Genomic DNA, 23,743 nt, shown 5'->3' on the forward strand with positions numbered 1-23,743 from the left:
CGGCGCGAACTGCGTTGCGGGCTTCCCGTCACGGCAATGCGCCACTAAGCTGATGGCATGAAAACAATCCTGCTGAACTGCGACATGGGTGAAAGCTTCGGCGTGTGGCGCATGGGCGATGACGTGCATGCCATGCCGCTGATTGATCAGGCCAACCTGGCCTGCGGCTTTCATGCGTCCGACCCGCTGACCATGCAACGCACCGTCGCCCTGGCGGTAGAGCATGGGGTGAGCGTTGGCGCGCACCCGGCCTATCCGGATCTGCTCGGGTTTGGCCGGCGGCATATCGCCTGCTCGCCCGAGGAGGTCACTGCGCTGGTGCTGTATCAGCTCGGCGCACTGGATGCCTTCTGTCGCGCAGCCGGCACTCAGCTGGCCTACGTCAAACCGCATGGTGCGCTGTACAACGATCTGGTGCGCGATGATGCGCTGTTCAATGCGGTGCTTGAGGCTTGCGCCAGTTACCGCAAAGGCTTGCCGCTGATGGTGCTGGCGCTGGCCGACAACAGCCGCGAACTGCGCCTGGCTGATGCTGCGGAGGTGCCGTTGATGTTCGAGGCCTTTGCCGACCGCGCCTACCTGGCCGACGGGCAGTTGGCGCCACGGCGCTTGAGCGGCGCGGTGCACCATGATCCTCAACGGATTTTTCAGCAGGCCCTGGCGATTGCCCAAGGCGAGCCGTTTGCCGATATCGATGGCAAGCCGCTGCAGCTGCGCGCCGACAGCCTCTGTGTACATGGCGATAACGCCGACTCCCTGGCTGTGCTGCGGCGCTTGCGGGCCAGCCTGGACGCTCTATGATTCGCCTCGAACCGGCCGGTGCCGAAGCGCTGCTGCTGGTGCTGGCCGAACAGCCGGAGGCGCGGCTGCCGCAGCGTATCGCCCTGCTGGCCGAGCGCATCCGTAGCGAGCTGGACGAGGACCTCACCGACCTGGTGCCGGGCTGGACCAGCCTGCTGTTGCACTATGACCTGCTGCGTACCGATCACCTGCAACTGGCCGAGCGGCTCAAGCCGCTGCTGGAGCGCTGGTTGGCCGAGCCTTTTGTCGCGCAGGCCGGGCGGCTGCATCAAATCCCTATCTTGTATAACGGTGAAGACCTCGTCGAGGTCGCGCGCCTGTGTCAGCTCACTGTCTCTCAGGTGATCGAGTTGCATGCGGCGACCGAGTACCGCGTTGGCGCGATTGGTTTTGCCCCAGGCTTTGCCTACCTCGGTAAGCTGGATGCGCGCCTTGCATTGCCGCGCCGCGCCACCCCGCGCATCGCTGTGCCGGCCGGTAGCCTGGCAATTGCCGAGCGGCAGACGGCGATCTACCCACACAATTCGCCCGGCGGCTGGCACCTGATCGGTCGCTGCCCCTGGGCGCTGTTCGATGCTGGGCGAACGCCGCCATGCCCGCTGGCGCTGGGTGATCAGGTGCGCTTTCGCAGCATTGATGAGCGTGACTTTATTGGCGAAGGTGGTCAGTTATGAGCGGCCTGCGGGTGCTCAAACCTGGGCCGCAGAGCCTGCTGCAGGATGCCGGGCGGCGCGGCTGGCAACACGTGGGCGTATCGCCCGCCGGACCGCTGGATTGGCATGGTGCGGCCTGGGCCAATCATCTGCTGAACAACCCCTGGGGCACGCCGCTGCTGGAGATCGCCCTGGGCGGCGTCGAGTTGCAGGCTGAGGTCGACACCTGGGTGGCGGTGTGCGGCGCGCAGGTGCCGCTAAGTCTGGATGATCAGCCGCAGCCGCTGTGGACGCGTTTGCCGCTGCGCAAAGGGCAACGGCTGCGTCTGGGCTTTGCCCGCAGCGGCCAGCGTGCCTATCTGGCGGTGGCTGGCGGCTTTATTGCGGCGGCGCTGCTGGGTAGCGTCAGCGTGCAGCTGCGCGAGGGGCTGGGCCGGGCCTTGCAGGCGGGGGATCTGCTGGCTTGTCGCCCCGCGCATTTTACTCTCGCGGCCAGCGTGCCCTGGCCCTATCTGCCGAATTACCACTGCAAACCCTTGCTGCGGGTGATTACCGGCGGCGATGCGGCGAGTTTCGAGGAAGACCAGTTACAGGGCTTTTTCGCCCAGACCTGGCAGCTCAGCCCGCACTCCGATCGCATGGGCGCGCGGCTGCTTGGCGAGGCTGTGCAGCCGCCCGTGCGGCAGTGGTCATTGGGGGTTGGTCGTGGGGCGATTCAGGTGCCGCCGGATGGGCAGCCAATCATCCTGCAGGCCGATCACCAGAGCATGGGCGGTTACCCGTTGCTCGGTTGGCTGCATCCGCTCGATCAAGGTCGTCTGGCGCAATGCCCGGCGCACCATCCACTGCGGTTCACCCCGGTCAGCATCGGCGACGCCCAGGCTGAATTGCGTGAGTTTTACCGATTTTTTCGTCGCTTATAGGCGCTTTTGTAGCGTGGGTTAGTCGCGCATGGCCACGATGTGCAGGCCTATGCGGACTTGAGCGCTGCGTAACCCACCAAGCGGTAGTCGATCTTTCAACCGCCTGGTGGGTTGCGGCGCAACGGGCTAGCGGCAGCTTGTAGTCTGCGGTTATGCGCCTAACCCACCCTACGAGTGGGTGTGTTGCGCGTGTCTCTACAGGGTTTTGGCCATACGGCTGGCCAGCAGCGCCCAGGCAAATAGCCCCAGGCAGATGATCAGCATCGGCCAGCCGCGCCAGTAGAGGTAAGGCGTGAGGCCCTGCATCGGTTGCACCTGGCCGTAGAGCACCGCCTGCTCGAACTGCGGCAGTTGCGTGGTGATCTGGCCTTGCGGGTCGATCAGTGCGGTGACGCCATTGTTGGTTGCGCGGATCATCCAGCGGCCGGCTTCCAGGGCGCGCATCTGCGCCATCTGCAGGTGCTGCAGCGGGCCGATGGAGCGGCCGAACCAGGTGTCGTTGCTGATGGTCAGCAGCAGGTCACTCTGCGCTGCCAGGCTGGCGGCGAACTCGGGGTAGACCACTTCGTAGCAGATCAGCGAAGCCAAGGCGTGACCTTTGGCTTGCAACAAGCCCTGCTCGGCGGAGCCGCGGGCGAAGTCGGACATGGGCAGGTCAAAGAACGCAATCAGTCCGCGCAGCAGGTCTTGCAGTGGCACGTACTCACCGAAGGGCACCAGCTTCTGCTTGAGGTAATCGCCGCTGCCCTGGCCGACCACGCTGATGCCGTTGTAGTAGCGCTGCTCGCCACGCTCGTTGCTCTGGCGAATCGGCACGCCGGTGATCAGCGCGGCATTGCGCTCGTTGGCGAAGCGATTGATCACGCCCAGGTAACCCTGAGCGCGGTCCTTGAGCACCGGGATGGCGGTTTCCGGCCAGATGATCAGGTCGGTTGGCTTGGCACTGAAGGTCATGTCGCGGTATAGCGCGAGCTGGGCGTTGAGCTGCTCGGGGTCCCACTTCAGGTTCTGTTCGATATTGCCTTGCATGGCGGCAACGTTCAGCGGCTCGCTCAGCGGCTGGGTCCAGGCGTGGCCCTTGAGCGTCAGGCCGGCAATCCATGGCGCGACTAACAGCACAACACCGATGGCGAGAAACGCCTTGCGCGCCCGCAGCTGCGCCAGGTTGACCAGCAGGGCGGCGCTCAGGGCCAGGCTGAATGACAGCAGCCAGACACCGCCCACTGGCGCTAATCCGGACAGCGGGCCGTCGAGTTGGCTGTAACCGGCATAAAGCCAGGGGAAACCGGTGAGAAACCAGCCGCGAAAAGCCTCTTGTGCCAGCCATAGCGCGGCAAACGCCAGGGCGTCGGCCAGCGGGGCTTCTACTCGACGCAGCCAGCGTGCCCATACCCATGCGCCGAGCGCAAAAAACAATCCCAGCCCGGCCACGAACAGCAGGGTTAGCAGCAGCGCCAGTGCGGGCGAGGCGGCGCCGTAATCGTGAATGCTCACATACACCCAGCTGGTGCCTGCGGCGAACAGGCCAAAGCCATAACTCCAGCCGCGCAGAGCTGCCTGACGCGGCGTGAGGTCACGCAGGCCGAGGTAGAACAGGGCAATGGACAATAGCGCCAGCGGCCACAGGTCATAGGGCGCCAGCGCCAGTGGTGTGATCGCCCCTGCTACAAGTGCGAGCAGGGTGCCGGGCCAGCCAGGTCGAGTTATCCAATGCATGGGTGCAGATCCTTGGATTGCGGTGGCGCAAGGGTAAAGCGCAGGCGCAGGCGGGGGAAGTGTCGCCCGCCGACCACCATTGCCGATGGCCGGCTGCGGATCAGTTATTGATCGGCGTCAGGCGCAGCAGATGAATGCGCCGGCTGTCGGCGTTGAGCACGCGGAAACGAAACTCGCCGATCTCGGTGACTTCATTGCGTTTGGGCAGGTGGCCGAAGGCGCTCATCACCAGACCACCGACGGTATCGAATTCATCGTCGGAGAATGCGGTGTCGAAGACTTCGTTGAAGCTGTCGATTGGTGTCAGCGCTTTGACCAGGAAGTCGCCGGAGGGCAGTGGTTTGACGTAGCTGTCTTCTTCCACGTCGTGCTCGTCTTCGATATCGCCGACGATCTGCTCAAGCACGTCCTCGATGGTCACCAGGCCAGCGACGCCGCCGTACTCATCAATCACCACGGCCATGTGGTTGTGGTTGGCGCGGAATTCGCGCAGCAGCACGTTGAGGCGCTTGGACTCGGGCACAAAGGTGGCCGGTCGCAGCAGGTCCTTGATATTGAAATTGGACTGCTCGCCCGAGAGGATCAGCGGCAGCAGGTCCTTGGCCAGGAGAATGCCGACCACATCGTCGAGGCTTTCGCCCACCACCGGGTAGCGCGAGTGCGCCGCTTCGATGATCGCCGGCAGGAATTCCTTGGGCGACTGATTGGCCTTGATGCTCATCATTTGTGAGCGCGGCACCATAATGTCGCGAACCTGCAGGTCGGCGACCTGAATTGCACCTTCAACGATGGCCAGTGCTTCGCTGTCGAGCAGCTTGTTCTGGTGCGCTTCGCGCAGCACTTCCAGCAATTCCTTGCGGTTTTTCGGCTCATGAGCAAAAGCCTGGGTCAGTCTGTTAAACCAGGACTTCTGCTCGTTGCTCGATCGGTCTTCGCTCATGGTGGTTACTCAGGAACCTTTTGTAATTTCAGTTGGGTTTGCGTAGAGGGGCATTTATTCGTGGTCGGCGTAAGGGTCGGGATGCCCTAACTCAGCCAGCAATTCTCGTTCCAGCGCTTCCATCTCTTCGGCTTCCTCATCCTCGATATGGTCATAGCCGAGCAGGTGCAAACAGCCGTGTATCACCAGGTGCGCCCAATGCGCTTCGCTGGTTTTCGCTTGCTCCTGGGCTTCGCGCTCGACCACCGGTACGCAGATCACCAGGTCGCCCAGCAGCGGGATATCCAAAAACTCGTCCGGTACATCCGCAGGGAAGGAGAGCACGTTGGTGGCGTAATCTTTATGACGCCAGGTGTGATTGAGTTCGCGGCCCTCGGCTTCATCGACCAGGCGAATGGTCAGTTCGGAGTCAGCGCTGCGCAGGCGCAGGGCGATCTCGCACCAGGCGCGGAACTGCGCTTCGCTCGGCAGGGTGGCGGCATCGCTGGCGATCTGCAGATCAAGTTCAAGCATTGCGATCACTCTGGCCATTGTCTGGCATGCCCTGGGCGCGGCTGTCGTAGCGCTCGTAGGCTTCAACGATGCGTTGCACCAACGGGTGGCGCACCACGTCCTTGGGCTTGAAGTGGGTAAAGCTGATGCCTGGGACGTCACGTAACACGTCGATCACGTGGGTCAGGCCACTTTTGGTGCCGCGCGGCAGGTCGACCTGAGTGATATCGCCGGTAATCACCGCAGTGGAGCCGAAGCCGATGCGGGTGAGGAACATCTTCATCTGCTCAAGCGTGGTGTTCTGGCTTTCGTCGAGGATGATAAAGCTGTTGTTCAGCGTGCGGCCGCGCATATAGGCCAGCGGCGCGACTTCAATCACCTGTTTCTCGATCAGCTTGGCCACCTGCTCAAAGCCGAGCATCTCGTAGAGCGCGTCGTACAGGGGGCGCAGGTAGGGGTCGATCTTCTGCGACAGGTCGCCGGGCAAAAAGCCCAGCTTCTCGCCAGCCTCTACCGCCGGGCGCACCAGCAGGATGCGGCGAATCTGCTCGCGCTCCAGGGCGTCCACTGCGCAGGCCACCGCCAGGTAGGTCTTGCCAGTACCGGCTGGGCCTATGCCGAAGTTGATGTCGTGGTCGAGGATGGCTTTGACATAGCGCTGCTGATTGGCGCCGCGTGGGCGAATCATGCCCTTGCGGGTGCGCAGGGCGACGCTGGCTTCGACGGTCGGGTTGCTCAGCTCCTCGATACCGGATTCCTGCAGGAACAGGTGCACCAGGTCAGGCGACAGTTCGGTGCTTTGGGTTTCGCGGTAGAGGCGGCGCAGCAGTTGCTCGGCGGCGCGGGTCTGCCCTGCGGTACCGACCAGTTCGAACTGGTTGCCGCGATTGCGCAATTCGATGCCCAGGCGCTGTTCAATCAGGCGCAGGTGCTCATCAAATTGGCCGCACAGGTTGGCGAAGCGGCGGGCCTCAAAGGGTTCAAGGATAAAGCGAAGCGGTTCTATGGGCGCGTTCAAGGTCGTGTGATGGCCGCCAGTCGGCTGGGGTAGTGGACTGAAGAATAGCGCCAGCGGCCGCGAGGGGGAAGCTCAGGCCGCTGCACCTTTAGTCGCAGACGGTTTCGCTGATCAGCGTACCGCGTAGCGAGTTGGGCATGGCTTCGTCGATATGCACGTCGACAAACTGGCCGATCAGGCGTGGGTTGTCGCTGCGGAAGTTGACCACGCGATTGCTCTCGGTGCGCCCCTGGAGCATGCCGGGGTCCTTCTTCGAGTAATCGTTGACCAAGATGCGCTGCACAGTGCCAGCCATGCGTCGGCTGTTCTCGAAACCCTGCTGGGTGATGCGGTGTTGCAGCAGTGCCAGGCGCTGTTTTTTCAGCTCCAGCGGGGTGTCGTCGGGCAGGTCGGCCGCCGGGGTGCCGGGGCGCGCGCTGTAGACGAAGGAGTAGCAGAAGTCGAAACCGACATCCTCGACCAGCTTCAGGGTCTGCTCGAAGTCTTTCTCGGTTTCACCGGGGAAGCCGACGATAAAGTCCGAGCTGATCAGGATGTCCGGCACGGCGGCTTTCAGTTTGCGGATGCGTGACTTGTATTCCAGCACCGTGTGATTGCGCTTCATGGCCGCGAGAATGCGGTCAGAGCCTGATTGCACGGGCAGGTGCAGGTACTTCACCAGCTCCGGGATCTCTGCGTGGGCTTGGATCAGCGCGTCGGAGAACTCCAGCGGGTGGCTGGTGGTGTAGCGGATGCGGTCAATACCATCGATGGCGGCCACGGCGTAGAGCAGCTCGGCGAAGTCGGCGATCTGCCCATTCGCAGTTGCGCCGCGGTAGCCGTTGACGTTCTGCCCGAGCAGGGTGACTTCGCGCACACCGTGTTCGGCCAGGTGAATGATCTCGGCCAGTACATCGGCCATCGGCCGGCTGACTTCTTCACCGCGGGTATAGGGCACCACGCAAAAGGTGCAGTACTTGCTGCAGCCTTCCATTACCGACACATAAGCGCTTGGGCCATCCACGCGCGGCTCGGGCAGGCGGTCGAACTTCTCGATTTCAGGGAAGCTGATATCCACCTGAGCGATCTTGGTGCTGCGCGCGGCGTCGATCATTTCCGGCAGGCGGTGCAGGGTCTGCGGGCCGAAGACCACGTCGACGTAGGGTGCGCGATCACGAATCGCCGCGCCTTCCTGGCTGGCCACACAGCCGCCAACGCCGATCACCAGGTCGGGGTTGGCAATCTTCAGCTTTTGCCAGCGGCCGAGTTGCGAGAACACCTTGTCCTGGGCTTTTTCGCGGATCGAACAGGTGTTGAGCAGGATGATGTCAGCATCTGCCGCCTGTTCGGTGACTTCCAGGGCTTGATGTTCACCCAGCAGGTCGATCATGCGCGAGCTGTCGTACTCGTTCATCTGGCAACCGTGGGTTTCTATATAAAGCTTCTTGGTCATGCGTGCTCAACAAGGGGGTTGAAGAACCGCGCATTATAGGGGGCGAAGGCGCGCCTTCCTAGCATTGGCTGCTCGGCGGCTATGCTATGATCCGCGCCCTTTCGATTAACCCCCTCGGTACGAACTGTATAGCCATGAGCAAACGCGAGCCCATCTACAAGGTGATTTTCCTCAACCAGGGTCAGGTGTACGAGATGTATGCCAAGCAGATTTTCCAGAGCGATCTGTGGGGCTTTCTGGAAGTGGAAGAGTTCGTCTTTGGCGAGCGTACCCAGGTGGTTGTCGACCCCAGCGAGGAAAAGCTCAAGGCGCAGTTCGACGGTGTGGTACGCAGCTTTATCCCCATGCATGCGATCATCCGCATCGATGAGGTCGAACGCCTGGGTACGCCGAAGATCAGTGATGCCAAGGGCGGTGGCAATGTGATGCCCTTCCCTATGCCGATGCCTGACAAGTGAAGCTACAGCGCTCGACCATGCGGCGTTAAAAACTGGCTCGGCATGCTCATTTACACCAGTAAATTCCGCTGCCTCGCCAGTTTTGATCAGCCGAAGGCTGTTACTAACGCAGCGCCTTGCCTGCTCTTTGCTCGTTACGCTTCACGCCCAAACGGTTTGACTACGGCAGCGGTGCGAACGGCGAGGTAAGGGTATCGGCGTTCTGCAACTCCAGCAGGTAGTTGCGGAAGATCTGCCCGAGCACCTGGCTGGCGATTTCCAGCTCATCGCGGGGCATCTGCGCGGCGATCAGGTCGGCGCTGTCCATGGCTTCGTCCGAGCCGTTCACCGCCGCCATCTTCAGTACGATATAAGCCTGCACGGCGTTTGCCGGTACGCCTTCGCCACGGAAGAACATCATGCCCAGGCGGTACTGCGATTGCGCATGGCCCTGCAACGAGGCCTGCTCGAACCATTTCAGCGCCTGGCTGAGATCACGTTCGATGCGCTTGCCGTCGTAGTAGAACTCGCCCAGTTCGAACTCTGCTTGAAGATCGCCATTGCTCGCTGCTTGTTGGCAGGCCTCAAGGGCGGCGGGCAGTTCTTCGGGGGCGGTGTTGAGTGAGCAGCTGCCAAGCGCGGGGATCAGCAAGGAGTTACCGCTCGCCGAGGCGAGCAGTGGCAGCAGGAGCAACAGGCAGCCCAGGGACAGGGTGCGGCCGGTGCGTTTCATGAAAATCCGTTTACCTCGGGATGCACAACAGGCGGTGTGCCTGGCCACCGGGACGCGGCAGCCGTCACATTATGAAATAAGCAGCGACGTTCTTACAAAGTCTTTACCGGTTTTCTTCCGTGCGGCCATCTTTCGCGCTGGCGGGCAGACTCAGTAGCAGCCAGGCCAGCAGCGGATAGGCCGGCGTCAGCAGGGCGTGGAACAGGTCTACCCGGCGTAACGAGCCGATAAATCCATCCGTGCCCACCGCCAGGCCGGCCAGCAGAAACAACCCGACTACCGCAAGCGCCGCCGCCAGAGGCGCGCGTGCAGGCCATTGCATGGCGCCGGCGTAGAGGATCAGCAGCAGGGTCGCCAGGTTGAGCAGCAGGCGGTAATCCTCCAGCTGGTTCAGCTGCCGGAATAACTCGAAGAACGCGCACAACCCGAGCAGGATGCGCCCCCAATTGACGCGACTCCATTGCCAGCCCCGGCCCAAGGCCAGTGCGGCGGCGCCGAGTAGCGGCAAGCCGAGAAAGCTGCTGGCCTGGCTTAGCCACAGGTGCGCGGCTTGCGCGCTGGGGTCGATGCCAAAGCGAATCACGCCAACGGTCGCAGCAGCGGTCGGTAGGAGAAACCCCAGCAGTGCGCAGAACAACGCCGGCTGATCGCTCTCGCCATACTGCTTGCGGGCTTTGCCGATGGCGATTGCGCAGGCCAGACAGGCCAACGCCAGCACGCCATCGGAGAGTGCCGTGCTGTACTGCATCAGGCGTTCTTCAACTCGGCAAAGGCCCGCTCAGCGGCGTCCAGGGTGATGTTCAGCTCGGCATCACCATGGGCAATGGAGGTGAAACCGGCCTCGAAGGCGCTGGGCGCCAGGTACACGCCACCATCGAGCATCAGGTGGAAGAAACGCTTGAAGCGCTCGGCGTCGCTGGCCATCACGTCCTCAAAGGTGACGATGTCGTCGGCGCCGCTGAAGTACAGGCCGAACATGCCGCCCGCTTGGGTGGTGACGAACGGAATGCCGGCCGCATCGGCGCGGTCTTGCAAGCCCTGGAGCATGCGGCGGGTGTAGTCGGTCAGCTCGGCGTGGAAGCCCGGGCGTTTGATCAGGCGCAAAGTAGTCAGGCCGGCGGCCATGGCCAGCGGGTTACCCGACAGGGTGCCGGCCTGGTACACCGGGCCGAGCGGGGCGATGCAATGCATGATTTCGCGTTTGCCGCCAAAGCAGCCGACCGGCATGCCGCCACCGATAATCTTGCCGAAGGTGGTCAGGTCCGGAGTGACGCCGTAATACGCCTGGGCACCGCCGAGGGCAACGCGGAAACCGGTCATCACTTCGTCGAAAATCAGCACCACGCCGTGTTTGTCGCACTGCTCGCGCAGGCCCTGCAGGTAGCCTGGCGCAGGCGGCACGCAGTTCATGTTGCCGGCCACCGGCTCGACGATGATGCAGGCGACGCTCGAACCGACTTCGCTGAGCATCTGCTCGACGGCCGCCAGGTCGTTGAAGGGTAGGGTCAGGGTGTGTTTGGCGAAGTCAGCCGGCACGCCGGCCGAGCTTGGCACGCCCTGGGTCAGCAGGCCGGAGCCGGCTTTCACCAGCAGGCTGTCGGAGTGGCCGTGGTAGCAGCCTTCGAATTTGATGATGTTGTCGCGGCCGGTGTAGCCACGGGCCAAGCGGATGGCGCTCATGGTCGCCTCGGTGCCGGAGCTGACCATGCGCACCATGTCCATCGACGGCACCAGGCTGCACACCAGGTCGGCCATCTCGGTTTCCATGGCGGTTGGTGCGCCGTAGGACAGGCCGTGTTGCAACTGGTTGCGCACTGCGTCGAGGACTTCTGGGTGGCTGTGGCCGAGGATCATCGGGCCCCAGGAGCCGACATAATCCACGTAGCGCTTGTCGTCTTCATCGGTGACGTAGGCGCCTTCGGCGTGCTTGAAGAACAGCGGCGTGCCGCCGACGCTTTTGAACGCGCGCACCGGTGAGTTGACGCCACCGGGGATGTGTTTTTGCGCGTTGGCGAAGAGGGTTTCGGAACGGGACATGGCAGGGCCTCTCAAGCGGGTGTTGGGGCGCTTCGGGCTGCCCCTGACAAGGATTATTTCGGGATGAACAGGGCGCTAAAGGCGCGGGCGCGGCGTTCGACTTCGGTGGCGGAGTCAGCACCAAACAGGCCGTGCACCACGGCAACCATACTGGCGCCGTGGGCAATCAGCGCCGGGGCGTTGTCCAGCGTTACGCCGCCAATGGCGACAATCGGCAGGTTGACCTTGGTTTTCGCCGCCGTCAGCAACTCGACATCAGCCGCCGGTGCACCGGGCTTGGTGGTGGAATTGAAGAAACGGCCGAAGGCGACATAGCTGACGCCTTCCTTGGCGGCGGCTTCGGCCAGCTCCAGCTGGGCGTGGCAGGTGCCGCCGATAATTGCTTTGCGCCCTAGCAGCGCGCGGGCGGCGGACAGCGAACCGTCGCCTTGGCCCAGATGCAGGCCTACACCCAAGCGCGCGGCCAGTTCGGCGTCGTCATTGATGATCAGGGCAGCGCCATAGCGGTTGCACAGCTCACGCAGGGCTTCGGCTTCACGCAGGCGTCGCGCGTCATCGCTGGATTTGTCGCGGTACTGCAGCAGCGTTGCACCACCCTTGAGTGCCGCCTCGACGTAGGGCAGCAGCCTGCCCTTGAGCAATTCGCTGTCGGTGATGGCATACAGGCCACGCAGTTTCATCGGGTACTCCATCAGCGGCTTACTATTAATAGAGATCCAGGGGCAGGCGACGCGGGATGTACTGACCGTGGCCCGGTTGTTCGGCGTCACGCAGGGTGCGCCAGGTGTAATCAAGGGCAAACTGCACGGCGCTGACCAATTCCTGACCCAGTGCCAGGCGACCGGCGAGGGTGCTGGCCAGGGTGCAACCGGAGCCGTGGTAGCTGCCGGGTAGGCGCTGGCAGGTAAAGGTGTGGCGGCTGCCGTCACGCGAATACAGGCGGTTGTGCACTTCGTGCTCATCGCCATGGCCGCCGGTGATCAGCAGGTGCTGGATATACGGCAGGAGCTTCTCGGCGCACTCATCCGCACTGCCGTCCGGCAGCTCGGCGAGAATGCGCGCTTCCGGCAGGTTGGGCGTGGCGATGGTCGAGACGGCAAACAGGCGCTCGCGCATGGCGTAGCCAACTTCGTCCTTGCCCAATGCGCCGCCGCCACCGGCACGCAGCACCGGGTCACAGACCAGCGGAATACCTGGCAGGCGCTGCATGATTTCCAGTACGGTTTCGACCATCTCAACCGAGCCGAGCATGCCCAGCTTTACCGCTTCGATCGGCAGGTCATTGATCACCGCATTGGCCTGGGCCAAGACCCAGTCGCGGTCGAGCACGCGGAAGTCGGAAACGTTGACGGTGTCCTGCACGGTCAGCGCGGTCACGGTAGGGGCAGCGTGACAGCCTTGGGCGAGCAGGGCTTCGATATCGGCTTGCAGCCCGGCACCCCCACTGGGGTCATGACCGGACAGGCACAGCACTACGGGGCGAGAGGTAGGCGTTTTCATGGTGCGCGAGCTTACCACCAAACCAGGCTTTGCAGACCCCGACGCGACATCAAAGCGCTAGGGCGGTGATTGCCGGCGGGCGCTTGTGCTGTTGAAAAAGTCTCAGTGTCTGTCGGGTGATCGGAGTCTCAGGCGCAAATGCCTATGCTAGAGTTCCTACCTTCTTAAAACATCGTTCCAGCAGCCGGTCACGGCACGGCTGGCCAACCCTGGCTGAGCGGCATGCATTACATCTTTTTGTGTTTCTTCTTGCTGGTACCAGGGTTGGCCGGTGCATTGGTTTTTGATGAGCATACCCGCAGCCTGCCGCTCGGTACGGCGATGGCGGTGTTCGAAGATGTGCGAGGCGATGCGAGCATTGACGACATCACCTCGCCCGCTCTGCAGGGCAGCTTTCGCCAGCATGACAAAGGTGTACTGAATGCCGGTTATTCGCGCTCGGTGTTCTGGCTGAGGCTGGATCTTGAGTACCGCCCCCAGCAAGGCAGCGTCACTCAGCCCTGGCTGCTGGAGTTGGCTTACCCGCCGCTCGACCATGTGCAGCTGTACCTGCCTGATGCGGCAGGCCGTTATCACTTGCGTCAGCACACCGGCGATGCCCTGCCGTTTTCCAGCCGCGAGATCAAACAGCACAACTACCTGTTCGAACTGCAACTGCCAGCAGGGCAGCCGCAGCGTGTCTTTCTGCGTCTGGAAAGCCAGGGCTCGATCCAGGCGCCGCTGACCCTCTGGGCGCCCAACGCCTACCTGGAAGAACAGCCAGCGCGTATCTATGTGCTGGGCATCATCTATGGCGTGCTGCTGGTGATGCTGATCTACAACCTGTTTATCTTTCTCAGCGTACGCGACACCAGCTACCTGTATTACATCCTGTATATCGCCTCGTTTGGCTTCTACCAGCTGTCGGTCAACGGTGCGGCGATCGAGTATTTCTGGCCCAACAGCCCCTGGTGGGCGAACGCCGCCACGCCGTTTCTGATTGGTGCGGCCGCGTTGTTTGGTTGCCAGTTCGCCCGCAGTTTTCTGCATACCGCCGAGCACAGCCCTTGGGTCGACCGCGCCTTGTTGCTGATGATGGGGTCTGGTGTGTTGGTGATGACCCTGGCGCTGACGGCCAGTTATGCCTTGTCATTGCGTTTGGCCACCTACCTGGCGCTGGGCTTTACCGTGGTGATCTTCAGTGCCGGCATCCTTGCCTGGATGCGCGGCATGCGCGTGGCGCGTTACTTCATCATTGCCTGGACCGCCTTTCTGGCCGGAGGGGTGATCAACACCCTGATGGTACTGGGCTACCTGCCGAACATGTTTCTCACCATGTACGCCAGCCAGATTGGCTCGGCGCTTGAGGTCGGTCTGCTCTCACTGGCCCTGGCCGACCGCATCAATGCGATGAAGGAGGAGCGCACGCGCATCCTCCAGGAGGCCGGGCTCAAGCTTGAAGCCTTCAACCAGGAACTGGCCAACAGCAACCGCCTCAAGGATGAGTTCCTCGCCACCGTCACCCACGAGTTGCGCACGCCGATGAACGGGGTGATTGGTTCGCTGGAGTTGATGCAGATGCTGGAGATCGACGGTGAGCTGGCGCATTACCAACGCACCGCTGCGAGCTCGGCCCGCGACATGATGCGTATGGTCAATGACATCCTCGCCCTCACCGAATTGCAGGCCGGGCGTTTGTACCCACGCCGTGAGCCGTTCAGCCTGCGCGGCCTGTTTGACAGCCTGCGTGCGCAGTACGCGCCGCGCGCTGAAGAGAAGGGCCTGCGCTTTGTCCTGGAGCTGGATGACAGCTTGCCCGACACCCTTGAAGGCGACGCCAGCAAAGTGCTGCAGGCACTTAATTGTCTGCTGGATAACGCCATCAAGTTCACGCCGCACGGTGAGGTGCGGGTGCGCGTCTCGCGGCGCGGGGTGGCCAACGAGAGCCTGCCATTGCGTATCGAGGTGATCGACACCGGTGTCGGCTTCAGCGTGCCGGCCGAGGGTAAGCTCTATCAACGTTTCCAGCAGCTCGATGGCTCGATGACCCGCGAATATGGCGGTCTGGGTATCGGCCTGGCGATCTGCCGGCAGCTGGTTGATCTGCTTGGTGGCGATCTCACTCATGAGTCGCATCCGGGGCAGGGCAGCTGCTTCCGCCTGGATCTGCCGCTGGCTTTGCCGGTCCAGGTGGCTGCTCCGGCACCGCGGCCACCACGGAGTAAGGGCCTGGCGCTGCGGCAGCCGGAGCAATGTACGGTACTGATCGTCGAAGACAACGCGATCAACCAACTGGTAACTCGCGGCATGCTGCTCAAGCTCGGTTATCAGGTGCGCACTGCCGATAATGGTGCTGAGGCCCTTGAGGTGCTGCGTAACGAAACCATTGACGCGGTGCTGCTGGATTGCCAGATGCCGGTGATGGACGGTTTTGCCACCTGTCGGGCGCTGCGCAACCTGCCCGGCTGCCAGTTGCTGCCGGTGTTGGCGATTACCGCCCACAGCCACAGCGGCGACCGCGAACGCTGCCTGGCTGCTGGCATGAGCGATTACCTGGCCAAGCCGGTGAAGTTCGAGCAGTTGCGCAGCCTGCTGCATGACTGGGTGCTCTGCCGCGAGGCCTGATCTTGCGCTCTGCTGCGCGTCGGCCCTACTGCGTTAAAAGCAGGCTCGGATGCGAGCCCAGTCCGCTTGATTCGCTGCGCTTACCCTATGGGCCAGCCATTGGCTGTTACTAACGTAGCGCCTTGTAGGGCTCTAGCTCGCGAGGTCGTAAATTTATTATTGAGTTGAATGCGCCAGCAGCTGGCCAATATGCCCGCTGTTGTGCCCGGAATCGCCCTTTAGCCAAACTCTGAATCCTGATTCACTTGCGCAATAGTGAATCAGGATTCAGATCATGGCTTACCGTACCACTGCACTGCGTGTCGACCGCGATCAGGCGCTGCGCGAGCGCATCATCAACGCCGCCCTGGCGCGGGTCGCCGACGGCGGCTTTGCCGCACTGACCATGCAGGCGTTGGCTGACGATGTCGGCATTGCCACCGGTAGCCTGTACCGCCATGTGCAGAACAAGGGCGAGCTGGCGGCGGAAGTTTTTGCCGTGGCCAGTCAACGTGAGGTCGATGCCCTGGCGGCCACCGTGCGCGGGCCGGGCAGCCCGGTGCAGCGCCTGGCCGATGGGCTGGAGCGGTTTGCTGCGCGGGCTTGGGGCAGTCGCCAGTTGGCCTTCGCTTTGATTGCCGAGCCGGTGGATCCGCAGGTGGATGAACAACGCTTGTTCTACCGCGAAGCCTATGCCGATCTGTTCGTCGAATTGCTGCAGGAGGGCGTCGGTCAAGGCGTGTTCCGTGTGCAGCCAATCAACCTGGCCGCTGCCTGCCTGGTCGGCGCCATTGCCGAAGCCCTGGTCGGTCCGTTATCGCCGCCCGCCCGTGCGGCCCGCGAAGCCGGTTATCCCGCCCCCAGTCTGGCCGAAGTCAGCCAGGCCCTGATCACCTTTTGTCTACGCGCCGTGGGCGCCCCATTGCCCGAAGAGGAGCCTCAGCCATGAACGCCAGTCAACACGCCGAAACCCATGAAGTGTTCAACCAGGTGCCACCGTTGGATGGTGCCAACCTGTACCGCGTTGACCTGCCGCTGCAGGAGTGGAGCAAGCGCTTCGGCGGCGGTTGGGCCGAGCAGCGCCTGGATGTGTATGGCGCGCTGGCCGGTGGTGAGCTGATGGCCGCTGGTTTTCTCGCCAACGAGAACAAGCCGGTGTTCAAGAGTCACGACCGCTATGGTCACCGTGCGGACCTGGTGGAGTTTCACCCGGCCTATCACCAGCTGATGAGCGCCGCCATTGAACACGGCCTGCCGTCCATGCCCTGGACCGATCCGCGCGCTGGTGCCCAGGTGGCGCGCGCTGCCATGAGCTATCTGCACAGCCAGGCCGAAGCTGGCAGCGGCTGTCCGCTGACCATGACCTTCGCCAGCGTGCCGGCGCTCAAGCTGCAGGCCGATGTGGCCGAGAAGTGGTTGCCGAAAATCCTCGCCACGCAATACGACCCGCGCAACCTGCCGATCGAGCAGAAAACCGGTGCGACCATCGGCATGGCCATGACCGAGAAGCAGGGCGGCACCGATGTGCGCGCCAACACCACCCGTGCCTACCCGGTGGGTTTGGGTGGTCCCGGTCAAGCTTATGAACTGGTCGGCCACAAGTGGTTCTGCTCGGCGCCGATGTGCGATGCCTTCCTGACTTTGGCGTATACCGCCAAGGGTCTGACCTGCTTTCTGCTGCCGCGCCATCGCCCGGATGGCTCGCGCAACGAGTTCTATATCCAGCGCTTGAAAAATAAGCTGGGTAACTGGTCCAACGCCTCCAGTGAGGTGGAATTCCGCGGTGCCCTGGCCTGGATGGTCGGCGAAGAAGGCCGGGGTGTGCCGACCATTATCGAAATGGTCGCGCTGACCCGTTTCGACTGCATGATCGGCTCCAGCGCCCTGATGCGTCAGGCCCTGACCCAGGCCGCGCACCATTGTGCGCACCGCCAAGTCGGTGGCCGCGTGCTGAGCGAGCAGCCGCTGATGCAAAACGTCCTCGCCGACCTGGCCCTGGAAAGCGAAGCCGCGCTGGCGCTGACCCTGCGCATGGGCAAGGCGCTGGATAACCCGCATGACGAGCAGGAAGACAAGTTCGCCCGCCTGGTCACCGCCGTGGGCAAGTACTGGATCTGCAAGCGTGCGCCCGCCATGATCAACGAGGCTGCCGAATGCATGGGCGGCGCCGGGTATGTCGAGGACACCATCCTGCCGCGCCTGTACCGCGAAGCACCGGTCAACTCCACCTGGGAAGGTTCGGGTAACGTGCAGTGCCTGGACGTGCTGCGCGCGCTGTCTAAGGAACCGGGCGTACTCGACGCGCTGTTTGCCGAGTTGGGCAATGGCCATGGTGATGCCCGCCTCAACGCCCATATCGAAAAACTCCAGGTGGACTTCCGCGACACTGCCGACATCCAATACCGCGCCCGGCAACTGACCGAAGACGTGGCCCTGGCCCTGCAAGCCAAACTGCTGCTGGAAGCCGGCAATGCCGTGGTGAGCGATGCCTTTATCGCCAGCCGCCTGGGCGGTCAGGGTGGGCGGGTCTACGGCACTCTGCCGCGTGGGGTGAATGTCGAGGCGCTGGTGGCGCGCAGTACACCGCACCTGATCTGAGCACCGACTTGCGATCTGCTGCGTGCAGGTCCTCAGCGTTAAAAACAGACTCGGCGGCCGCGTGCGGCTAACGCGCGCCGAAGGGCGAGTGAAACGCGTAATGCTCGTGTACAAAAGTACACCCGTGTGCGAGCTCCGTCCGCTTGATTCGCTGCGCTCACCCTAAGGGCCAGCCGTTGGCTGTTACTTTGCTGCGCTGCGTTTCTTGTCTGTTTTGAGCCGCTGTTGGCTGTTGCTAACGTAACGCCTTGCAGGACTCTGGCCCACTAGATCGTAAGCCGGCTCTGAGGCGTTTGCTTTGCCGGTATGCGCGGACTGACTTCTTGAACGTTTCACCTTGAGCCCGGCCTCTGCGCCGGGCTCTGTCATTTCTCACGGCCGCCGGGTAAGGTGGCCGCCGATGGTTCCAGCTCGTGTGATGCGACTGGATGAAAAGGGAACAGGGTGAAGCGCACGTCGCCAATGCCCTGGCTGCCCCCGCAACTGTAAACGGCGAGCGACGCCCGGATGCCACTGACCGCAAGGTTGGGAAGGCGGGTGGAGTATCAAGCCGTGAGCCAGGAGACCTGCCATCGAAGCCGGGCGTTTATGCCCATTCCCTCAATCCGGATCATCGCGCGGTGGGCGCGGTACAGGAATCTCAATGCACATCGAACCAGAAGTCGTTACTGGCGCCAAAATCTTTCTTAGTTATGCCACCGCTGCAGGTGCCTTTGGCCTCTGTGCCAAGCTTGCGCTCGACAGCGTGCGCAACAATGGCGGCGCTGCCGCCCTGGCATTACGCAGCGTGCTGACCACTGCCCTGGTGTTCTGTTTCTTCGAAGTATTTCCGCACCACGCGGTCGGGGTTTCCGAGGTGCATCTGATCCTCGGTTCGACCCTGCTGCTGCTGTTCGGCGCAGGTGCCGCGGCGATGGGGCTGGCGTTCGGCCTGTTGCTGCAAGGGCTGCTGTTCGCTCAATTTGACTTGCCGCAGTACGGCATGAACGTTACGACGCTGCTGGTGCCGCTGTGGGCGATCAGCCTGCTGGCCAAGCGCATCATCGCGCCGGGTACCGCCTATGTGGACCTTTCCTACAAGCAGGCACTGGCGCTGTCGACGGCCTATCAGGGTGGCATTGTCGCCTGGGTCGGCTTCTGGGCGTTCTACGGGAATGGTTTCTCCGGCGAGAACCTGGCCGCCGTGGGCAGTTTCGGCCTGGCCTATATGAGCGTCATTCTGATCGAGCCACTGGTCGATCTGGGTGTGCTGGCTGCCGCCAAGGCGCTGTCCGCTTATAGCCGTGGGCCGCTGTTCAACGTGCGTCTGCATCAGGCTGCCTGAGGCTGACGCCAGACCCGGCGGCTGCCGCCGGGTGGGTGTCCACGGGTGATCTTGCGCTATCCCAAGCGCGGCGGATCAGGGCAAGATAGAGCCTGTCCGATCAGCCAGGAAGATGCCTTGTGAGCCTTTGTTCCGATGACTTCGTTGTCGCCACCACCGCCGAAGAGGCGGTGGACCGCCTCGCCGCGCTGCACCAGCAGGCCACCCGCGCGCTCAGTCAGGCGCTCAAGCGTTACCTGAAAGAGCGCAGCAAACCCGACTCTGCGCAGCAGTGTCAGTTCCGCTACCCCGAATTACGTCTGACCTACCTGTGTCAGGGCGAAGTGCCGACGACCGTGCGCGCCTATGCCAAGGTGCAAGTGCCGGGCACCTACAGCGTCACCGTGACCCATCCCGCGGCGTTCCGCAAATACCTGCTGGAGCAGCTGCGCCCCTTGATGAGCGACTTCACCGTGCGCGTGGAAGTCGGCATCAGCCAGCAGAACATTCCGTATCCGTACGTGGTCGAGCAGGGCGATGAGCTGGCCGGCTCCGGGGTCACCGCCGCCGAGCTGGCGCGCGTATTCCCCAGCACCGACCTGTCCGCCGCCACCGATGGCACCGCCGACGGCCTGTATGACTGGGAAAACACCGACCCGCTGCCGCTGGCGCTGTTCGATGCGGCGCGGGTGGATTTCTCCCTGCGCCGTCTGGTGCATTACACCGGCAGCGACTGGCGGCATGTGCAGCCGTGGATTTTGCTGACCAACTACCACCGTTACGTTGACCAGTTCATTCGCCATGGTCTGGATATGCTGGTGGGCGAATCGCGCTTCACGCGCATGGTGCTGCCGGGCAATGTGGTGATCGAGCGCGGCATGGCCGAAGGCGAGATGCAGGCCATCATCGAGAACGTCATCTGGCACCGTTATCAGATGCCGGCCTATCACCTGCAAACAGACGATGGCCACGGTATCACCCTGGTCAACATTGGCGTCGGCCCGTCCAACGCGAAGAACATCACCGACCATTTGGCCGTGCTGCGCCCGCATTGCTGGCTGATGATTGGCCACTGTGGTGGCCTGCGTCAGTCGCAGACCATCGGTGACTACGTGCTGGCTCACGCCTACATGCGCCGCGACGGCATCCTTGATCGCGTATTGCCGCCGCATATCCCGCTACCCGCGCTGGCCGAGGTGCAGCAGGCGTTGCAGGAAGCGGCCAAGCTGGTGACCGGTGAAGAGGGCGATGAGCTGAAGAAGCGCCTGCGTACCGGCACCGTGCTGACCTATGACGACCGCAACTGGGAGCTGCGCTGGGCCCAGGAGCGGCCGTTGATCAACCTCTCCCGTGCCGTGGCGGTGGACATGGAAAGCGGCACCATCGCCGCGCAAGGTTATCGCCTGCGGGTGCCCTACGGCACGCTGCTGTGCGTGTCGGACAAACCGCTGCACAGCGAGATCAAGCTGCCCGGTGCGGCCGGTGCCTTCTACGAGCGCGCGGTGACCCAGCACCTGCACATCGGCATCACCGCGCTGGAACTGATGCGCAGCCAGCTCAACTCGCTGCACTCACGCAAGCTGCGCAGCTTTGATGAGCCGCCGTTCCGCTAATCTGCGCTGTGGCTCAGAGCCTGCTGCAGCCAGATGCAGAAACTGCGAGTCAGTGGGTCGCTTTCGCTGTCGCGGTGCACCAGCCAGGCCCAGTTGGGGCCGCGCACCGTCTGTTCCACCAACGGTTGCAGCAGGCCGTTACGCCGTACCTGGTCAGCCAGCAACTGGCTGACCAGGGCGATGCCCAGGCCCTGGCTGGCGGCATCCAGCAGCAGGCCGGGGTCGGAGAAGTTCAGCCCGTGACTCTGCTGGCCCACGTCCATGCCACCTTGAACCGCCCAATGGCTCCAGTCCATTTCCCGTTCGCCATGCAAGGTGGTGCGTTCGCTGTGCGCCGTTGCCCATAAAGCCGGGTGGCAGGCCGGGTAGAGCCGATCTTCCAGCAGTACGCGAAAGCTGCATTCGGCTTGAGCGCTGAGGTCGTCGCGCACCGCGATGTCGATGGTTTGTGCGGCCATGTCCGGTACGTCATCGCTGGTGAACAGCCACAGGTCGATTTCCGGGTGCAGGCGATGGAATTCGCCCAGGCGCGGCACCAGCCAATGGCGAGCGAATGCAGGTGTGGTGTTGACCACCAGTTGATTGGGCTTGCGGTATTGCTCCAGGCGACGGATGCCCACGGCCAGTTGCTGCAGCAGCGATTGCGTGGTGCTGAGCAAGTCGTGCCCGGCATCCGTCAGGCTGACGCTGCGGCCACTGCGGAAGAACAGCGGCTGTTCGAGAAAGCTTTCCAAGCTGCGGATCTGCTGGCTGATAGCGGACTGGGTCAGGTGCAGCTCCTCGGCAGCCTTGTGGAAGCTGCCCAGACGTGCGGCGGCTTCGAAGCCGCGCAGGGCATTCAATGGTGGCCAGTGCTTGAGCATGATTGATAAGTCCTGCTAATCAGAAGTGTGCAAAATCTATCGTTTGTTGCCGCATTTTTACAGGCCTAGCATGGAAGTCATCTCCGCATTCGCGGTTTTAAGTGATAACAATGACTTAACTGAAGGCACTTGTATGCAGCATAACGCAGTCGCAGCAAACTCCTGGTTTATGCCCGCCGAATGGGTTCCGCATGCCGCCACTTGGATGGCCTTCCCGCACAATAAAGCGCTCTGGGAGTCGGGCTGGGGCGTGACGCTGGCCGAGGTGCAGGTTGATTTTGCCCGCGTGGCCAACGCCATTGCGCGCTTCGAACCGGTGAAAATGGTGGTCGACCCGTCCGCTGTGGCCCGTGCCCGCGAGCTGTGTGGTGCCAATATCGAGCTGGTCGAACTGGCCATCAATGACAGCTGGTGCCGTGACTCCGGCCCCAGCTTTGTCTGCCATCCGCAGTTGGGGCTGGCCGGTGTGAGCTGGCGCTTCAATGCCTGGGGTGGAAAATCCGCCCATGATCTGGACGAGAGCCTGGCCCGGCGCATCCTCAACGGCCTGGGTCTGGAGTGCTTCGGCACACCGCTGTCCAACGAGGGCGGGGCGATCCATGTGGACGGTGAGGGTACCCTGATTACCACCGAATCGGTGCTGCTCAACCCCAACCGCAATCCGGGCATGAGCAAGGCCGAGATGGAAGAGGTCTTCACCCGCCTGCTGGGCGTGAAGAAGACCATCTGGCTGCCGGGCGATCCGCAATACGTTACGGGCGACATGACCGACGGCCATGTGGATGGTGTGTGCGCCTTCGCCAAGCCGGGTGCGCTGCTGGTCGACGCCACCCATGACAAGGGTTCGGTCTATGCCGAGGTAGTACGTGAGAACCGTCGCGCCCTGGAGCTGGCTACCGATGCCCGTGGCCGTCAGTTCGAGCTGATCGACCTCTATGAGGCCACCGACGCCGTGGACACCGAGGCGGAAGTGTTCTGCGCTTCCTACACCAACTTCTACATCTGCAATGGCGCGATCATCATGCCGGCCTATGGTATTGCCGCCGATGATGAGGCAGCCGCTACCCTGCGCATGGCCTTCCCGGGCCGCGAAGTGGTGCCGGTGCAGATCAACCAGTTGGCTCATGGCGGCGGCGGGGTGCATTGCATCACCCAGCAGCAGCCGGCCTGGCCGTTGAAGGGGTGAGGTCATGAGTAAGCTGACCGTCGCCACCACCCAGTTCGCCTGCAGCTGGGACCTGAAACAGAACCTAGACCGTGCCGAGGAACTGGTGCGTGAAGCCGCTGCTAAAGGCGCGCAACTGATCCTGCTGCAGGAGCTGTTCGCCACCCCGTATTTCTGCATCGAGCAGGACCACAAGCACCTGGCGCTGGCCGAAGAGTACAAGAGCAGTCCGCTGCTCAAGCGCTTCGCCGCGCTGGCTGGTGAGTTGGGTGTGGTATTGCCGCTGTCCTGGTTCGAGAAGGCCGGCAATGCCTACTTCAATTCGCTGACCGTGGCCGATGCCGATGGCCGCCTGCTCGGGGTGTATCGCAAGACGCATATCCCCAATGCCATCGGCTATCAGGAGAAGGAATACTTCAGTCCAGGCGATACCGGCTTCCGTGTTTGGGACACCGCCTTCGGTCGCATCGGTGTGGGTATCTGCTGGGATCAGTGGTTCCCCGAGACAGCCCGCTGTCTGGCCCTGCAGGGGGCCGAAGTGTTGCTGTTCCCCACCGCCATCGGTTCCGAGCCGGGCGCTGCAGCGCTGGACTCGCGTGATCACTGGCAGCTGACCCAGCGTGGCCACGCGGCCGCCAACATCATGCCGGTGATTGCCGCCAACCGTGTCGGCCGTGAAGTGGCGACCACCGACCCGGCGTTGCAGATGAGCTTCTACGGCTCGTCCTTTATCACCGACCACAAGGGCAAGCTGCTGGCTGAAGCCGACCGCGACACCAGCGGTGTGCTGGTCCGTGAACTGGACTTGGCAGCCATGCGCGAAGAGCGCCTGACCTGGGGCGTCTACCGCGACCGCCGGCCGGAAATGTACGGGCCGCTGCTAGGTCTGGACGGCCAGAAAACGCATATCCACTGGCAAGCGCCGGGAGTCTGAGC

General features: G+C 62.8%; 22 protein-coding genes and 1 riboswitch. Of the genes, 11 read left to right on the top strand and 11 right to left on the bottom strand.

Annotated elements, in window-relative coordinates; translation table 11 throughout:
• Positions 1–57: 57 nt before the first annotated feature.
• The 3 genes from OU997_RS12110 to OU997_RS12120 are packed head-to-tail and all read left to right on the top strand — an operon-like array spanning position 58 to position 2,377.
• The gene (locus OU997_RS12110; RefSeq protein WP_267806790.1) at positions 58–801 is read left to right on the top strand and encodes a 5-oxoprolinase subunit PxpA; all 744 of its coding nucleotides are present in this window, start codon (positions 58–60) and stop codon (positions 799–801) included.
• The gene (gene pxpB / locus OU997_RS12115; protein WP_267806792.1) at positions 798–1,475 is read left to right on the top strand and encodes a 5-oxoprolinase subunit PxpB; all 678 of its coding nucleotides are present in this window, start codon (positions 798–800) and stop codon (positions 1,473–1,475) included. Before OU997_RS12110 ends, pxpB begins: the two co-directional genes overlap by 4 nt.
• Complete coding sequence (locus OU997_RS12120) at positions 1,472–2,377, top strand: biotin-dependent carboxyltransferase family protein (protein WP_267806793.1); 906 nt, start codon at positions 1,472–1,474, stop codon at positions 2,375–2,377. Before pxpB ends, OU997_RS12120 begins: the two co-directional genes overlap by 4 nt.
• A gap of 195 nt (positions 2,378–2,572) precedes the next feature.
• On the opposite strand, the gene lnt is transcribed toward OU997_RS12120, so the two are convergent.
• The 5 genes from lnt to miaB all read right to left on the bottom strand — a co-directional run bounded on the left by lnt (position 2,573) and on the right by miaB (position 7,975).
• On the bottom strand, positions 2,573–4,093 hold the full coding sequence (lnt, locus tag OU997_RS12125) for an apolipoprotein N-acyltransferase (protein ID WP_108486958.1): 1,521 nt from the start codon (positions 4,091–4,093) through the stop codon (positions 2,573–2,575).
• 100 nt (positions 4,094–4,193) lie between these two features.
• On the bottom strand, positions 4,194–5,033 hold the full coding sequence (locus OU997_RS12130) for an HlyC/CorC family transporter (RefSeq protein WP_267806796.1): 840 nt from the start codon (positions 5,031–5,033) through the stop codon (positions 4,194–4,196).
• Between the two features lie 54 nt (positions 5,034–5,087).
• Positions 5,088–5,546, bottom strand: a complete 459-nt coding sequence (ybeY, locus tag OU997_RS12135) for an rRNA maturation RNase YbeY (RefSeq protein WP_108486960.1) — start codon at positions 5,544–5,546, stop codon at positions 5,088–5,090.
• Positions 5,539–6,543: a PhoH family protein gene (locus tag OU997_RS12140; RefSeq protein WP_267806798.1), complete on the bottom strand. Its 1,005-nt coding sequence runs from the start codon at positions 6,541–6,543 to the stop codon at positions 5,539–5,541. The genes ybeY and OU997_RS12140 overlap by 8 nt, the downstream gene beginning before the upstream one ends.
• Before the next feature lie 88 nt (positions 6,544–6,631).
• Positions 6,632–7,975, bottom strand: coding sequence for a tRNA (N6-isopentenyl adenosine(37)-C2)-methylthiotransferase MiaB (gene miaB / locus OU997_RS12145; RefSeq protein WP_108486962.1), 1,344 nt, complete (start codon positions 7,973–7,975; stop codon positions 6,632–6,634).
• Between the two features lie 134 nt (positions 7,976–8,109).
• On the opposite strand from miaB, the gene OU997_RS12150 reads away from it, so the two are divergent.
• Positions 8,110–8,433, top strand: coding sequence for a DUF1820 family protein (locus tag OU997_RS12150; RefSeq protein ID WP_108486963.1), 324 nt, complete (start codon positions 8,110–8,112; stop codon positions 8,431–8,433).
• 160 nt (positions 8,434–8,593) lie between these two features.
• On the opposite strand, the gene OU997_RS12155 is transcribed toward OU997_RS12150, so the two are convergent.
• The 5 genes from OU997_RS12155 to OU997_RS12175 form a co-directional block, all read right to left on the bottom strand.
• A complete protein-coding gene (locus OU997_RS12155; protein WP_108486964.1) occupies positions 8,594–9,145 on the bottom strand; it encodes a tetratricopeptide repeat protein in 552 nt (183 codons plus the stop codon).
• 103 nt (positions 9,146–9,248) lie between these two features.
• Positions 9,249–9,893 (bottom strand): hypothetical protein, encoded by a 645-nt coding sequence (locus OU997_RS12160; RefSeq protein WP_108486965.1) that lies wholly within the window; start codon positions 9,891–9,893, stop codon positions 9,249–9,251.
• Positions 9,893–11,182: a glutamate-1-semialdehyde 2,1-aminomutase gene (hemL, locus tag OU997_RS12165; protein ID WP_108486966.1), complete on the bottom strand. Its 1,290-nt coding sequence runs from the start codon at positions 11,180–11,182 to the stop codon at positions 9,893–9,895. The genes OU997_RS12160 and hemL overlap by 1 nt, the downstream gene beginning before the upstream one ends.
• A gap of 53 nt (positions 11,183–11,235) precedes the next feature.
• On the bottom strand, positions 11,236–11,862 hold the full coding sequence (thiE, locus tag OU997_RS12170) for a thiamine phosphate synthase (RefSeq protein ID WP_267806802.1): 627 nt from the start codon (positions 11,860–11,862) through the stop codon (positions 11,236–11,238).
• Between the two features lie 25 nt (positions 11,863–11,887).
• Entirely contained in the window at positions 11,888–12,682 is a 795-nt protein-coding gene (locus OU997_RS12175) for a hydroxymethylpyrimidine/phosphomethylpyrimidine kinase (protein ID WP_108486968.1), read from the bottom strand.
• Between the two features lie 222 nt (positions 12,683–12,904).
• Between OU997_RS12175 and OU997_RS12180 the strand changes: the two genes are divergently transcribed.
• The 5 genes from OU997_RS12180 (at position 12,905) to amn (ending at position 20,779) form a co-directional block, all read left to right on the top strand.
• Complete coding sequence (locus tag OU997_RS12180) at positions 12,905–15,286, top strand: hybrid sensor histidine kinase/response regulator (RefSeq protein ID WP_267806804.1); 2,382 nt, start codon at positions 12,905–12,907, stop codon at positions 15,284–15,286.
• A gap of 274 nt (positions 15,287–15,560) precedes the next feature.
• A complete protein-coding gene (locus OU997_RS12185; protein ID WP_108486970.1) occupies positions 15,561–16,214 on the top strand; it encodes a TetR/AcrR family transcriptional regulator in 654 nt (217 codons plus the stop codon).
• Positions 16,211–17,863 (top strand): acyl-CoA dehydrogenase family protein, encoded by a 1,653-nt coding sequence (locus tag OU997_RS12190; RefSeq protein WP_267806806.1) that lies wholly within the window; start codon positions 16,211–16,213, stop codon positions 17,861–17,863. The genes OU997_RS12185 and OU997_RS12190 overlap by 4 nt, the downstream gene beginning before the upstream one ends.
• 384 nt (positions 17,864–18,247) lie before the next feature.
• Positions 18,248–18,452, top strand: a riboswitch (cobalamin riboswitch).
• A 54-nt stretch (positions 18,453–18,506) separates the two neighbouring features.
• Positions 18,507–19,187 carry an energy-coupling factor ABC transporter permease gene (locus OU997_RS12195; protein WP_108488452.1) on the top strand — a complete coding sequence of 227 codons (681 nt, stop codon included), beginning with the start codon at positions 18,507–18,509 and terminating at the stop codon, positions 19,185–19,187.
• A gap of 119 nt (positions 19,188–19,306) precedes the next feature.
• The gene (amn, locus tag OU997_RS12200; RefSeq protein WP_108488451.1) at positions 19,307–20,779 is read left to right on the top strand and encodes an AMP nucleosidase; all 1,473 of its coding nucleotides are present in this window, start codon (positions 19,307–19,309) and stop codon (positions 20,777–20,779) included.
• Here amn and OU997_RS12205 read toward each other — a convergent pair.
• Complete coding sequence (locus tag OU997_RS12205; RefSeq protein ID WP_108488450.1) at positions 20,776–21,642, bottom strand: LysR substrate-binding domain-containing protein; 867 nt, start codon at positions 21,640–21,642, stop codon at positions 20,776–20,778. The two genes, amn and OU997_RS12205, sit on opposite strands and share 4 nt — an antisense overlap.
• 133 nt (positions 21,643–21,775) lie before the next feature.
• On the opposite strand from OU997_RS12205, the gene OU997_RS12210 reads away from it, so the two are divergent.
• A complete protein-coding gene (locus OU997_RS12210) occupies positions 21,776–22,828 on the top strand; it encodes an agmatine deiminase family protein (protein WP_267806810.1) in 1,053 nt (350 codons plus the stop codon).
• 4 nt (positions 22,829–22,832) lie between these two features.
• Positions 22,833–23,741 carry an N-carbamoylputrescine amidase gene (gene aguB, locus OU997_RS12215; RefSeq protein ID WP_267806811.1) on the top strand — a complete coding sequence of 303 codons (909 nt, stop codon included), beginning with the start codon at positions 22,833–22,835 and terminating at the stop codon, positions 23,739–23,741.
• The last annotated feature ends 2 nt before the right edge of the window (positions 23,742–23,743 follow it).

This window comes from Pseudomonas sp. SL4(2022) (assembly GCF_026625725.1).
Lineage (GTDB): Bacteria > Pseudomonadota > Gammaproteobacteria > Pseudomonadales > Pseudomonadaceae > Aquipseudomonas.